Source organism: Haloactinomyces albus (assembly GCF_031458135.1).
Taxonomy (GTDB): Bacteria; Actinomycetota; Actinomycetes; order Mycobacteriales; family Pseudonocardiaceae; genus Haloactinomyces; species Haloactinomyces albus.
Genome location: NZ_JAVDXW010000001.1, coordinates 1,672,534 through 1,685,347, shown reverse-complemented (window position 1 = coordinate 1,685,347; position 12,814 = coordinate 1,672,534). Strand labels below are relative to the sequence as shown.

General features: G+C 64.2%; 12 protein-coding genes and 1 tRNA gene. 8 read left to right on the top strand and 5 right to left on the bottom strand.

Annotated features, from left to right (window positions below; translation table 11 throughout):
* Window positions 1-7 precede the first annotated feature (7 nt).
* Window positions 8-682, bottom strand: a complete 675-nt coding sequence (locus JOF55_RS07880) for a TetR family transcriptional regulator (protein WP_310271835.1) — start codon at window positions 680-682, stop codon at window positions 8-10.
* A 134-nt stretch (window positions 683-816) separates the two neighbouring features.
* On the opposite strand from JOF55_RS07880, the gene JOF55_RS07875 reads away from it, so the two are divergent.
* The 5 genes from JOF55_RS07875 (at window position 817) to JOF55_RS07855 (ending at window position 7,229) form a co-directional block, all read left to right on the top strand.
* Window positions 817-1,419 (top strand): NADPH-dependent FMN reductase, encoded by a 603-nt coding sequence (locus JOF55_RS07875; RefSeq protein ID WP_310271832.1) that lies wholly within the window; start codon window positions 817-819, stop codon window positions 1,417-1,419.
* 76 nt (window positions 1,420-1,495) lie between these two features.
* Window positions 1,496-2,788, top strand: coding sequence for an MFS transporter (locus tag JOF55_RS07870; RefSeq protein WP_310271829.1), 1,293 nt, complete (start codon window positions 1,496-1,498; stop codon window positions 2,786-2,788).
* 168 nt (window positions 2,789-2,956) lie between these two features.
* Window positions 2,957-3,913 carry an acyl-CoA desaturase gene (locus JOF55_RS07865; RefSeq protein WP_310271826.1) on the top strand — a complete coding sequence of 319 codons (957 nt, stop codon included), beginning with the start codon at window positions 2,957-2,959 and terminating at the stop codon, window positions 3,911-3,913.
* Between the two features lie 352 nt (window positions 3,914-4,265).
* A complete protein-coding gene (locus JOF55_RS07860; RefSeq protein ID WP_310271823.1) occupies window positions 4,266-4,466 on the top strand; it encodes a cold-shock protein in 201 nt (66 codons plus the stop codon).
* A 237-nt stretch (window positions 4,467-4,703) separates the two neighbouring features.
* Window positions 4,704-7,229 carry an EAL domain-containing protein gene (locus tag JOF55_RS07855; protein ID WP_310271820.1) on the top strand — a complete coding sequence of 842 codons (2,526 nt, stop codon included), beginning with the start codon at window positions 4,704-4,706 and terminating at the stop codon, window positions 7,227-7,229.
* A 22-nt stretch (window positions 7,230-7,251) separates the two neighbouring features.
* On the opposite strand, the gene JOF55_RS07850 is transcribed toward JOF55_RS07855, so the two are convergent.
* Entirely contained in the window at window positions 7,252-7,482 is a 231-nt protein-coding gene (locus tag JOF55_RS07850) for a FitA-like ribbon-helix-helix domain-containing protein (RefSeq protein WP_310271817.1), read from the bottom strand.
* Between the two features lie 277 nt (window positions 7,483-7,759).
* A tRNA-OTHER gene (locus JOF55_RS07845) sits at window positions 7,760-7,819 on the bottom strand.
* A gap of 190 nt (window positions 7,820-8,009) precedes the next feature.
* On the opposite strand from JOF55_RS07845, the gene JOF55_RS07840 reads away from it, so the two are divergent.
* The 3 genes from JOF55_RS07840 (at window position 8,010) to JOF55_RS07830 (ending at window position 11,724) form a co-directional block, all read left to right on the top strand.
* Entirely contained in the window at window positions 8,010-8,327 is a 318-nt protein-coding gene (locus JOF55_RS07840) for a hypothetical protein (protein ID WP_310271814.1), read from the top strand.
* Between the two features lie 206 nt (window positions 8,328-8,533).
* The gene (locus JOF55_RS07835; RefSeq protein ID WP_310271812.1) at window positions 8,534-10,669 is read left to right on the top strand and encodes a hypothetical protein; all 2,136 of its coding nucleotides are present in this window, start codon (window positions 8,534-8,536) and stop codon (window positions 10,667-10,669) included.
* Window positions 10,666-11,724, top strand: coding sequence for a hypothetical protein (locus JOF55_RS07830; protein WP_310271807.1), 1,059 nt, complete (start codon window positions 10,666-10,668; stop codon window positions 11,722-11,724). The genes JOF55_RS07835 and JOF55_RS07830 overlap by 4 nt, the downstream gene beginning before the upstream one ends.
* Before the next feature lie 175 nt (window positions 11,725-11,899).
* On the opposite strand, the gene JOF55_RS07825 is transcribed toward JOF55_RS07830, so the two are convergent.
* A complete protein-coding gene (locus JOF55_RS07825) occupies window positions 11,900-12,331 on the bottom strand; it encodes an NUDIX hydrolase (RefSeq protein ID WP_310271804.1) in 432 nt (143 codons plus the stop codon).
* 16 nt (window positions 12,332-12,347) lie between these two features.
* A complete protein-coding gene (locus tag JOF55_RS07820; protein WP_310271801.1) occupies window positions 12,348-12,716 on the bottom strand; it encodes a hypothetical protein in 369 nt (122 codons plus the stop codon).
* Window positions 12,717-12,814: the final 98 nt, after the last annotated feature.

Here is a 12,814-nt window from a genome sequence, read left to right as displayed (position 1 = left end):
GCTCCGGTCAGGGACCGTCGGGAGTGGAGAGGGCGAGGCTTGCGGGGAGGGCGTCGAAGGCTTCCTCGACGTGGCGCACGAGCGCGGTGCGCCCGCCGTGGTCGCCGCCGTGCGTCCAGCTCTCCCGGTTGGCGCGGACCCAGTTGCTGGCGCCGCAGCGCCAGGCGCTGAGGGCGAGCTCGCCGAGCAGGCGTAGCCGGACGTCCTCGCGGCTGTCGCCGCCGAGTTTGGCTTCGAGCTCGTCCACGAGTCGCCGCTGCACGGTGATGGAGGACAGCAGGCTGTGGTCGCGGAGCGCGGGGGTTCTCGCGGCGAGCCAGCGGGCGGTCATGAAGCGCTGCTCCCAGTCGTCGCCCAGGTTCAGGATCGCGGCCGACAGCGCCTCTCGCAGGGTGGTCAACGCCGGACCGTGGATCTCGCGGTCGGCGAAGACGGCGACGTAGGTGTCCCACAGCTCCGCCTCCGCGGCCATGGCGACTTCTTCCTTGGAGGAGAAGTAGCGGAAGAAGGTGCGCTTGGATACCTCGACCGCGTCGACCAGTTCGTCGAGCGTGGTCGCGTCGAAACCCCGCTCGGTGAACAGGGTCAGCGCCGCATCGGCCAGCTCGCGGCGGGTGCGCAGCTTCTTGCGCTCACGAAGCGGCAGGGTCCGGTCCCCGGTCTCGGAGGTGTGCGCCGTCATACCGGCCAGTCTAAGCATGTCGCCTTCAATAGGCAAAAGCCTCCTGGGTTTTTTTGCTTCCCATGTAAACTTGCCACCGAGAGGCACTTTGTGTTTGAGTGGGTCCACCACAGCACGAGGTAAGGAGATTTCCGATGTCCACCACCCCGCTTCGACTGGCCGTCATCATCGGCAGCACCCGAGAGGGCCGCTTCGGGCCCACCGTGGCCCACTGGTTCGTCGGCCAGGCCGAACAGCACGCCGACATGGCCATCGACGTGATCGACCTCGCCGACACCGCCATCCCCGCGGAGCAACAGGCGCAGCCTGCGCCCAAGGTGTCCACAGGCGAGTACGCCTCCCCACAGGTGCGGACGTTCGCCGACCGGATCGGCGCCGCCGACGCGTTCGTCGTCGTCACCCCCGAGTACAACCACGGCTACCCGGGCCCGCTGAAGCTCGCCATCGACTCCCTGTACCGGGAATGGCAGGCCAAGCCGGTCGGCTTCGTCTCCTACGGCGGTCTGGCCGGAGGTCAGCGCTCGGTGGAGCAGCTTCGCCCGGTCTTCGCCGAGCTGCACGCGGTCACCATCCGGGAAACGGTGAGCTTCGCCATGGCCCCCAACCGGTTCGACGAGCACGGCCAACCCCATGACCCCGAGGTGGTGAACGGGGCCGCCAAGGTCCTGCTCGACCAACTCGCCTGGTGGGCACACGCGCTGCGGGACGCCCGCGAAGCCCGCCCCTACAACGCCTGACCGCCCAGTAGTCGATCACCGCAGCACTCGATCCGCCACAGCAGTCGATCACCGCACCAGCGAGTGGAGCATTCCCATGAGCACGACACGAGTTCCCGCGTCACCCGCCCCGGCTCCGCTTCGACGTGCCGGGACGGGGGCGCTGGCCGCGCTGCTGGCCTCGGCCACGCTGGGAGTGATGGCCGGTGCGGTGATCTCACCGGTGGTGGCGCTGATCCGCGATGATTTCGACCTCGGCGCCGGACAGGCGGGGGTGGTCATCACCACCCACTCGCTGCTGATCGCCCTGTCCGGGCCGTTGGTCGGCGCGCTGATCGACCGGACCGGAACCCGGCGGGTGCTCGCGGCCGGGCTCGTCGCCTACGCGGTGTTCGGCGCCGCAGGTGCGCTGGCCACCGGCTACCCGGCGCTGCTGGCCTCGCGGGCGGCTTTCGGGGTGGCCGCAGCCGCCGTGATCAACGGGCTCACCGTGAGCCTGCTGAACCTGTGGCAGGACCGGGCCGACACCGTGATGGGCTACCGCTCCACAGCAGGCAGCATCGGCGGGATCCTGTGGCCGATGCTGGGCGGAGCCCTCGGTGGGATCAGTTGGCGCGGCCCGTTCACGGTGTATCTCATCGCGCTGCCCATCGCGGCCGCAGCCATCTGGCTGGTGCCCGATGCCCGGCCGCCCCGCGGCACCTCCGCCGACACGGCGGCCGGCAGCACGGCCGACACCCCCGTTCGGATATCGACACTGCTGCGGCGGACACCGGCGTTGTTGTGGATATACGCGCTGTCGTTGACCACGGCGGTGCTGCTGTACGCCGTCATGGTGTTCGTACCCCAGCGGTTGGCCCGGCTCGACGTCACCGACCCGCTGGCCGTGTCGGTGTTCATCGCCGTGACCACCGCGGCCACCGCCCTGGTCGGCCTGGTCTACGGCCGGATCCGCCGCCACCTGCGCTACTACCCGATCTTTCTCGTCGGCCTCACGCTGCCGATAGCGGGCTTCGCGATACTCGCCGCCGCCACCCGGCCGTGGATGTTGCTGGCGGGCACCCCACTGCTGGGCCTGGGCATGGGGCTGATCATGCCTGCGACCTCCGTCCTCGTCGGCACGGCAGTTCCCAGGCAAGTACGAGGGCGGGCGATTTCCTACCTGACTTCGATGATGCTGCTCGGCCAGTTCGCCTCCCCGCTGCTGCTCGGCCCGATCGCCGGTCCCCACGGCATCCGGGCCGTCTTCCTCGCCGCAGCGATCCTGGCCGCCCTCATCGCCCTGGCCGCTGCCACCGCATTCCGCCCGGACCGCCTGACCGCGGCGGCCTCCGTCGACGACACCGCCTCGGAGTTCAGCCGCGTCGATGGTGCTGACGTGCGTGCCTAACGGCGACCGCGGATGCCGATCCGGTGGCACAGAGCCCACCGGATCCGGTGGGCACCAGGTCCGGCGTGTGTCGGCATGCTCGGTGGAACAAGTGGGTACTCGACAGTCGAGCCGTTTCCGTCCTGCCGATCCGAGTGCGCAACGCGCTCGACTTCCCAGGAGAGTTCGATGTCCACAACAGAGGCCCTCTCGAAGGCGTCGCAATCCGGCGATGCACACGCTCCGATCGTCGAACGCCCACATCCCCGAGGCGAGATCGCCCTGATCGCACTCTTCACCACCGTGCCGTTGCTGGCCCTGCTGGCTGCTGTGCCCGTCGCCTGGGGCTGGGGGCTGGGCTGGGTGGATATCGGCTTGGCCGTTTTCTTCTACTACGTGAGCGGGCTCGGTGTGACGGTCGGTTTTCACCGCCACTTCACCCACCGGTCGTTCAAAGCCCGAAGGCCGTTGCGCATCGCACTGGCCGTGGCGGGCAGTTTCGCGGTGCAGGGGCCGGTGATCCAGTGGGTCGCCGACCACCGCCGCCATCATGCCTACGCCGACAAGGAAGGTGACCCGCACTCGCCCTGGCTCTACGGCACCGGGCCCGTCGCGGTCGTCCGCGGGTTCTGGCACGCCCACATGGGCTGGTTCTTCAAGCGGAACCAGACCAACCGGAAGAAATTCGCCCCCGACCTGCTCAAGGACCGCGGACTGGTCCGGGTCAACAGCTTGTTCCCGGTGTTCACCCTGGCGACGCTGACCCTGCCCGCACTGCTGGGCGGCTTGCTCACCTGGTCCTGGTGGGGTGCGGTGACCGGATTCTTCTGGGCGGGCCTCGTACGGGTCGGAGTGCTGCACCACGTCAGCTGGGCGGTCAACTCCATCTGCCACATGATCGGCGAACGCCCCTTCGCCTCCCGCGACAAGGCGGCCAACTTCTGGCCGATGGCGATCGTGTCCTTCGGCGAGTCCTGGCACAACTCCCACCACGCCGACCCCACCTGTGCCCGCCACGGAGTCGGCCGCGGCCAACTCGACACCTCGGCCCGGGTGATCCGGATCTTCGAACAGCTCGGCTGGGTACATCAGGTCCGCTGGCCCACGCCGCAACGCCTGGCCAAGCGCACCCCGCGGAGCACCTGACCGGCCGTGGTGGCCGAGCGACCCGATAGGGTTCTCCCCCTTCACGGCCGGGGCGTACCGGTGGTGACCTGCATGGACAGCTTCGCACCGGTTTCCTGTCCGAGGAGGCGCACGCTCCGGGGATTTCCACGGCGACACATGTGCCGAGCGCGGGAATAGTTCAGGAGACTCGGTGGTTGTGGAGAGTGGCCGTCGCGGTTTCTGGGTTCGTGTGTGTGCACGCTCGCTCAGAGGTTCGTGCGGGCGCGCTGCTGTCTTTGGTCAATGCTGGAGTAGTTGCCGTCTGTGAAACCCGCCGCGGCCCGGGGCCACAACCGTGTCCCCGCTTTCCCAGCTTGAACAGGAGACAGACATGGCACAGGGAACCGTGAAGTGGTTCAGCGCCGAAAAGGGTTTCGGCTTCATCACCCCCGCCGAGGGTGGTTCCGACGTGTTCGTGCACTACTCGGCCATCGACGCGGGCGGCTTCCGCAGCCTTGAAGAGAACCAGCAGGTGACCTACGAGGTCACCCAGGGTCCCAAGGGGCCGCAGGCCAACAACGTTCAGGTCTGAGTTCTTTCTCTCATGATGCCTCGATCGGCGTGAACGTCGGCGGGGACACCTCGGGAAACGCAGCCCCCTCCCCACCACTTCGGTTCTAGTGGTGGAGAGGGGGCTGCTTCCGTACCGCACGGCTCCCACCCGTGACGAGGAATGGCAGCGGAGAGCGATCCACCGCCACGCCGGGAACGTCGGGGGCAGGGGCCGTACGCCCGAGCACCAGGGCGGCTCATCGTCACATACTGGGATATGGTTTCGCTGCGGCGCGGACGGCTTTCACTGCTGGGGCGCGTCTACATGCTGGTGGCGGTCCTGGTCGCGCTGCTCGTTGTCATCGCCGTGGGCACGGTCGGGTTCCGCCAGCGGGCCGAGGCTGTGACCACGCACCTGACCACCGTGGTTCTTCCGGCTCAGCGAGCGGCCACCGGATTGACGGCGGCCTACTTCAACCAGGCCAAAGCAGCACGGGGGTTTCAGCTCACCCGTGATCCTTCCTCCCTCGACGCGTATACGGACGGCAGGAACGATGCCGCGCGTCTGCAGTCCGCCATCAGCAGGCAGCTGGGCGACTACCCGACGGTGATGAGCTCCTTGGCCGAGGTTCGCCAGGCAGCTCGAACCTGGCACCAGCAGGCTGCCCAGCCGAGAGTCGAGCAGGGGAGGAACCAGGGTCCCACGGACCTTCCCCCGGACCAGGCACTGATCGCGCAGCGGAGTTTCGACGCGTTGCGGGCCGAGCTGGCCGAGCTGCAGAACCGAATCAACGAGATCGCAGCATCGGAAACCGCCACGGCCGAGGCGGCGCGCTCGGCAGCGAATTGGCTTACCGTGAGCACTGTGCTGACCGGCCTTGTCGTCGCGGCAGGCACGGTTCTCTTTCTCCGCAGATCGCTCACTCGACCGCTGCGCACCCTCGTCTCCCAGGTCGATCAGGTGGCCGGGGGCCATCTCGACCGCCCCGTCGGATCGGTGGGGCCACCCGAGCTGAACACGGTCGCGCGTGCAGTGGAGACCATGCGAACGCGCATCCTGGAGGAAACCCGCCGGATCACACGGATACAGCAGGACCTGGCTCGCCACGAGGCGGCAGAGCGCCGGCGAGCCGAGCAGGATTACGCCATCGTGGTCGCCGCTCTCGACGAGGGCGTCATCGTGGTCGGCTCGGCGGGCATCATCGAATCGGCCAATCCCGCAGCTCAGCGTATCTTCGGCGCACCCGAATCCGAAATCGTCGGCTCCCGGCCCACATCCTGGCTCCTGTTCGGCGAGTCCGGGGGAGCGCTGCGGCCGGAGGAGCACCCCTCCACACTGACCCAGCGGACCGGAGAGCCGGAGAACTCGCGAGTGGTTCGCCTCGAGCGTGTGGACGGCCACAGCGTGTGGCTGGCGGTTACCGCCCGCGTGTTGAACTCGCAGGATCACCCGCCCCACGCGGTCGTGGTCTCGTTCACCGACATCTCCGAGAGCAGGGCCGCCCGGCAGCGCCTGGAATACGAAGCCACCCACGACCCGCTCACCGGGCTGGCCAACCGGACGCTGGTGCTGCGGCACTGCGACGAGCGCGCGGGGAAGCATTCGATAGCCGTGCTGTACATCGATCTGGACAATTTCAAGCGCATCAACGATTCCCTCGGTCACGGCGCCGGTGACGAGGTGCTGCGCATCGTCGGGGAAAGGCTGGTGCGCGCAACAGCAGGTGAAACTCTGGTCGGTCGGCTCGGCGGTGACGAATTCGTCGTCCTGTCCGGCGAGAGCGGTCACGACCGCATCGCCGAGCTCGGTGAATACCTCCTCGAGGCCCTCACCCAGCCGATCCACCTGCAGGGCAGGCAACTGCACGTCAACGGGAGCATCGGGATCTCGGTTTCCCTGTCGGGCGACACCCGAAGCGGCCGGGACCTGCTGCGCGATGCCGATGTGGCCATGTACCAGGCCAAGACGCAGAGCACCAAGCGATATGCGTTTTTCGGCGTCGAACATCGCGAACGTGTGCAGCGGCACATGGTGCTGGATCAGGATCTTCGCCACGCCGTGTCCCGCGATCAGCTCTGGGTGGCCTATCAGCCCGTCGTCGACCTGCGCACCGAACGCACCGTCGGCGTGGAGGGGCTGTTGCGGTGGACACACCCGGACCACGGCACGGTTTCACCCGGCGAGTTCATTCCGATAGCCGAAGAAAGCGACTTGATCAACTCCATCGGAACGCACATGCTGCGCATGGCGACCCGCCAGCTCGCTGCCGAACGCGAGCGCCACGAACTCGACCTCCAACTCAACGCGAACCTCTCACCACGCCAGCTCGAGGATCCCCACCTGGGGGCCATGGTCCAGCACGCACTCGCCGAGGCCGGTCTGCCCGCCCACGCCCTGTGCCTCGAGGTCACCGAGAACGCGATCATGCACGATCCCATGCAAGCAGCACGCGTGCTGCGCGAACTGCGCGAACTCGGTGTGTACCTGGCGATCGACGACTTCGGGACCGGATACTCCTCGCTGGCCCAACTGCGGCGCCTGCCCCTGGACACCCTCAAAATCGACCGCTCGTTCGTCACCGACCTCGGTGACTCCCACGATCTCGAGACCATCGTCACCAGCATCATCGCCATGGCCCACGCCGTCGGACTCGACGTCGTGGCGGAAGGGGTCGAAACGGCCCAACAGTTCGATCTGCTGCGTCGCCTCGGCTGTGACGAAGTCCAGGGCTACTACCTGAGCAAGCCCGTCCCCATCGACCAACTCGTCACCCAGCTCCCTCGCCGTGACGGCCTCGGGTAACGGCCGTGACCGGGCTTTCCGATCACCGGGGTACCTCGCTCCGTGAGGGCGGTTCGAGTTCTGCGTCCTCGATGGCCGCGAACCGGGCGTGCATGCGACTGCCCAGGCCCGAGGCAGGCAGCGGAGAAGAAGACAGCCGATCTTGCAGGATCGCCCGTACTTCGGCCTCCATGGAGCGCCCGCGCTGGGCAGCGTGGACGCGCAGTCGTGCGTGGAGCTCGTCGTCGAGCCCACGAACCGTCAGTGTGGCCATCACGCTCACCTTCCTCTGCTGTCGTTGATAGCAATGCCGGCGATGTTTCTGTCCGGAGTCGACAATGCTCGCTGACACGATCACGCCTTCGGAGTCCTGGCGAGCGGGCGGAGGTTCAAGGCGGAGCACTCGATCGCTGCCTTCGCAGAAGCTCGTGCGACCTGTGTCGATGGCGAAGAGTTGCCGACCGCCGGCGGGTGGAGCCGGCGCTGCGGTAGGTGACCAGGGCGTTGGCGGCCAGAATGAGGTAGTCGGCGTTTCCGCTGGTCAGAGTGTGCGCCCCCGGCAGGATTCGAACCTGCGACACCCGCTTTATGAGGTCATTTCAGTCGGGGGCCTGACCTGCGGCGGCGCGCCTGCATCGCTCGTGACCTGGCTGTGCGGTTGCGGCCGGTTGTCGTTGTTGATGATCGCTGGTCGGCCTCGTGTGCCCCAGATGTGCCCCGAGGGCCACGACATACGTACGAGATGGCCTCGCTCGACCGTCTGCAATGGGGCTGACCAGGATTCAGCTAGCATACGTATCCATGACGGCGAAGCTCGACCCTGACCTTGCGCAGCTGCTCGCCGATGCTTCGGCCGACGATCGCGCGACTATTGCTTCCTGGCTGAAGGATCGCGCGCATGGCCGTGCTGCCGTGGACGAGGCGCCGTCGACCTCCGCGGGTACGTCCAGCCCTCGGGCAACGATGTCGCGCGAGGAGGGGAAACAGCTCGTCAAGTTCAGGCTGCCTATGAGCGAGTACGTCCAGTTCCAAACGTGGTGCCAGCGGAACGGCTTCACTATGGCGCAAGCCTTGCGGGAACTCGTCATGACCGTGACCAACCGAGCTAGGAACAAGTGAACCATACTCGCGTGCTAACGCTGCAGGCTCTGCAGACACGCCCGCGACGCTTCATAGGCTGCGAGCACTACAGTGAACCCTGTGCTTCTCCACTTGCCTGACGATCCACGCCAGGGATCTGGCCCAATCAGCCTCTGGTGTGTTATTTATCACCCTCATGGCCGCAGCTCCAGTGTACTGTCAGTGCGTCCCCATGGGGTCCGATCATGACGAGGGATGCAGTCACGAATCCGGAGACGGGCGAGACAGAACGGCAATGCCCCGCACGCCGTCTAGAGGCGCGCTTCGAGCCGACCTTTGTGGCAAGGCTCGCGTTGCGCGAGAAGCAGGTGCAGCAGTCATACCGTCCGATCATCTCGATCCACAAGTGGTTCGCTCGCCGTCCGGGATCGGTTTTTCGCTCGCTGCTGTTGTCGGAGTTTGGGCAAGACTCGCTTTCGTCGGACTACTTCAAGGGCCACTCCATACGTGGAGTGATGGCGGACCCGTTTATGGGTGGCGGAACGACCGTCTTCGAGGCCGCACGCCTGGGCCTGAGTCTCGTCGGTGGGGATGTGAACCCGATGGCTTACTGGACGGTCCGTCAAGGAGTCTCGCCACTCGACCTCGAGCTTTTCCAGAGCGAGGCGCAATATGTGATAGCCAACGTCCACGAACATATCGGGCACCTTTACCAGACGCGGTGCACTAATTGCTTTGAGACGGCGGAAGTCAAGTACTTCCACCACGTTAAGACTTGTGATTGCCCATCATGTGGCGAGAAGGTCGATCTTTTTCCTGGCCTGCGTCTCGCCGAGGCCGTCCGACACCCGCGCGAGGTTTACCACTGTCAAGACTGTGATGCGCTGCGTGAGGTCGAACGGTCGAGCCACCCGCACTGCCCGGAGTGCGGATTCGACTTGAAAACTCGTCCTGCGAGTCGAAGCAAGGCAACTTGTCAGCACTGTTCTGAGCATTTTAAGTTCACTCCTCTGCTAGCTAGCCCGCCTAGGCACCGACCGTTCGGCATCGAGTATCACTGCAGAACTTGTTACGACAAGGTGGATGGTCGCCAGTTCAAGACCCCAGATACCGAGGACTTAGCGCGAATCGAACAAGCCTCGGAGCTTCTATACGAATGGGGTGACGGTTTGGTGATTCCGGACGACGCCATCCAATCCGGAGACGAGACAAACCGCCTCCATCGTTGGGGTTACAAGCACTGGCGTGATTTGTTCAGTGACCGGCAACTGCTCGGCCTCGGCCTATTGATGCGCCGCATCGGAGAGGTATCGAATAATGAAGTGCGCTACGCACTTGCAACGGTGTTCAGCGACTTCCTCCGATACCAGAATCTGCTTTGCCGCTATGATACCTACGCGCTGAAGTGTCAGGATATTTTCGCTGTTCACGGGTTTCCGGTCGCACTACTGGCGTGCGAGAACAATCTGTTGGGAATTTCCAAAGTTGGCTCCGGGTCGTTCGAGCACTTCGTGGGTAAATATGTGAAAGCGAAGCAGTACGCGAAGCAACCTTACGAGATCACATACGTAAACAATCGGAAAAACATGATTCCGATTGTGGGAGAATCGATTGAGGCGCCGCTGACCGATTCCGAGCCCACCGCCGAGCCACAGGCTGCGTGGATAGCGAGCGCACCATCTCAGAAACTGAGCCTTCGGTCCGATTCTCTCGATGGTGTGTTCACTGATCCGCCGTATTTCGACAACGTGCAGTACGCGGAACTTATGGACTTCTGCTATGTTTGGCTCCGGAGATTCATGAGAGCGCATGTACAATTTAGCCCCGATACCACGCGAACCGACGACGAACTAACGGGCAACGTGACTCGGCTGCGCGGGATCCAGGAGTTCGCCTCGGGGCTCAGTGAAGTCTTTTGCCAGATGTCATATGCGATGAAACCTGGCGCGCCCCTTGTCTTCACCTACCACCACAACGAGTCAGAAGCATACGTGCCGTTGATAATCGCGATCCTCGATGCAGGTCTTACCTGCACCGAAACGCTCGTCGCTCCCGGTGAGATGTCCGCCTCTTTGCACATCACGGGCACTAAATCCTCGATCTTAGACACTGTGTTCGTATGCCGAGCCGAGGACGTCAGCTCAGAGCACCCCCGAAGTGTGAAGCAGCGCGTGGAGGCTGACGTGGAAGCAATGCGTAAGGTGCCCTACAAGCCAACTGAAGGTGACATTGCGTGCCTAGAAGCTGGGCACATCGCCGCCAGTGCGATTAGACATCTGCGCGCAACGTGGGACCCCGAAGAGTCGCTGGAAGATCGATTCGAGACGGCTATGGAGGCCGTCCGATGGGTCCGAAATGAGACAGAAGGAACCTACCGATGAGTACGTTACGGCCTTACCAATTCGAGCCCCAAGAGATTGCAGACAATCTAAGCGGCCTCGTCCAGTCCACCTTCGACGATCTGACGTCGCAGTTTATGCTGCTGCCCAAGGGAACGACATTCCTGGAGTACTCAGATTTCCGGGCTGGATACGAGGCGCTACGTAGGCACACCGACGGCTTTAAGGTCGTAGATGTCGATAGGTGCTGGAAGGCCGCGCGCGAGAACGCAGTCGCAGCCATCGTCCTTCGGACCATTGTGGGAGTCACCCCGCCTGAGTGGCAGGACCTGGCGAAGGAAGAGACTGACGTCGAGTTTACAAACGGCTGGAGTAGAAATCTTGATTCCAAGATCCGAACTGACCCGAACTACTTCTCGACACGCGGTGGCTCTTCGAAGTTGACCGTCGAGCGCACCACTGCGCTCTTTATGGCAGCGTGTGCGGTCCTGGCCCAGGGACCCGCCGAGGCACAAGAAGGCATGATCCACCGACTCGACAAGATCGACACCAAGGAAGGGCTCGATTCGGTTCGGTACGCCGCCGAGGAACATATCCCGTATGCAGTATTGTTGTATGAGCGCTATCTCGGCAGGCCGTTTGCGAGCCACCGCGATGGCGTCTCCGAGCTTGTCGGTGACGTGATGGAGAACGCCATCGAAGATCGACTTCATGCTGCTCGTATTCCCTTTCGTAAAACCAAACGTGCCGAGCGTGTGCCGGGCTTTGACCAGGCGCCTGATTTTTTCACACCGGACGAAGTTGATCCGGCGGTGATTATCGAAGCGAAGATCACCGGAGACGACGGAACTGCTCGAGACAAGGTGGCTCGGATTCACCGTCTGGCCACGATGCGCGACGACCGTGAACGCGAGGGCGAGCCGGCGTTCGAGGTCGTAGCCTGCATTGACGGCCGAGGATTTGGAATTCGCCGGGAAGACATGGGACAACTGATTACTGCAACGCGAGGGAAGGTCTTCACCGCTAACACTTTGAAAGATTTGATCAAGTATACGCGGCTGTCGGATTTCCTGCCAATTTCTTCAGAGAGTGAATAAGCACCTCGCGCGGCGATGATACGGAGTCGATATCTACCGGCTTCTCTCTCCGTAGAGGTACTGTTTGGTGGTCATCCCGGAGCCTGCCTGTCCAGTGAGGACATTTCTTCTTCTCGGCGGCCCCGGAGGGGCCGCCGAGAAGAAGAAAAGAAACTCTGCACACACGCACTCCGGGTCAGGTGTGCGCGGTAAGCCGAACTCCGTCGTGGGTGCGAGTAGGAGGTGTGTCCTTGTAGGCATCGGAGATGCGCACGGCGTAGGCCTCATTCATCAGGGAGAGCGCTTCGGACAGCTCGCACCACTCCACCCGTGCTGCCTCGTCGGTGGGATGGATGGTTCCGTCGAGGGCTCGACAGCGAAAGACAATGACGACGACGCCGCGGGTCATGTTTTTGTACACGCCGGTGAGTCGATCGACGTCGATGGTCAGGCCGGTCTCCTCGTGCACTTCGCGGCAGACTCCCTCGGTGAAGCCTTCGCCGAGTTCGAGGACACCGCCGGGCGGTTCCCAATGGCCGTTGTCGCGGCGTTGGATGAGCAACACTCGCTCGGCTTCGTCGATGACGACACCGGCCACGCTGACCGAATGCTTGGGCGTCTCCGGCATGGTTTTTTCCTCAGTGCTACCACCGGACGACGGCGATGGCTTTGTCATCGTGGCGCTTGGAGCGGGGGAGGGCTTGGCCGTTCGGGTCGTGCTCAGCTTCCCAAGTTTCGCACTGGCGTAGCAGCGCGTCCAGGTCTTCGTGATCGCAGGCGGCGATATTCGGCCAGTTGTTCAGCCCGAGGTGCTGCATGGTGTTGAAGGCCCCATCGGTGGCCAGGACCGCCCACGGAACGCTCTCCATCGTCCGTTGGATGGTGACCGCCTGGGCTGCTGCGGTGGGGTCTGTTTCGGCGATCCAGTATCCGCCGCCGCGGTCGCGCTGCTCGGCCTCGGCGGTTGGGCAACAGCGGCTGACACAGCTCCACATTCGCAGCCAGTAGGTCATCCCAGGCGTGTGTGTGCGGGATTTTCCAACCCGCCGCGAAACGCTCCATCAGCTGCTCGACCGTTGGTCGGTCCTCCACGCCCACCTCGCATACTCGA

Coding starts and splice junctions, on each gene's coding strand:
- JOF55_RS07880 (WP_310271835.1), bottom strand. CDS start 682: ATGACGGCGCACACCTCCGAGACCGGGGACCGGACCCTGCCGCTTCGT.
- JOF55_RS07875 (WP_310271832.1), top strand. CDS start 817: ATGTCCACCACCCCGCTTCGACTGGCCGTCATCATCGGCAGCACCCGA.
- JOF55_RS07870 (WP_310271829.1), top strand. CDS start 1,496: ATGAGCACGACACGAGTTCCCGCGTCACCCGCCCCGGCTCCGCTTCGA.
- JOF55_RS07865 (WP_310271826.1), top strand. CDS start 2,957: ATGTCCACAACAGAGGCCCTCTCGAAGGCGTCGCAATCCGGCGATGCA.
- JOF55_RS07860 (WP_310271823.1), top strand. CDS start 4,266: ATGGCACAGGGAACCGTGAAGTGGTTCAGCGCCGAAAAGGGTTTCGGC.
- JOF55_RS07855 (WP_310271820.1), top strand. CDS start 4,704: ATGGTTTCGCTGCGGCGCGGACGGCTTTCACTGCTGGGGCGCGTCTAC.
- JOF55_RS07850 (WP_310271817.1), bottom strand. CDS start 7,482: ATGGCCACACTGACGGTTCGTGGGCTCGACGACGAGCTCCACGCACGA.
- JOF55_RS07840 (WP_310271814.1), top strand. CDS start 8,010: ATGACGGCGAAGCTCGACCCTGACCTTGCGCAGCTGCTCGCCGATGCT.
- JOF55_RS07835 (WP_310271812.1), top strand. CDS start 8,534: ATGACGAGGGATGCAGTCACGAATCCGGAGACGGGCGAGACAGAACGG.
- JOF55_RS07830 (WP_310271807.1), top strand. CDS start 10,666: ATGAGTACGTTACGGCCTTACCAATTCGAGCCCCAAGAGATTGCAGAC.
- JOF55_RS07825 (WP_310271804.1), bottom strand. CDS start 12,331: ATGCCGGAGACGCCCAAGCATTCGGTCAGCGTGGCCGGTGTCGTCATC.
- JOF55_RS07820 (WP_310271801.1), bottom strand. CDS start 12,716: ATGACCTACTGGCTGCGAATGTGGAGCTGTGTCAGCCGCTGTTGCCCA.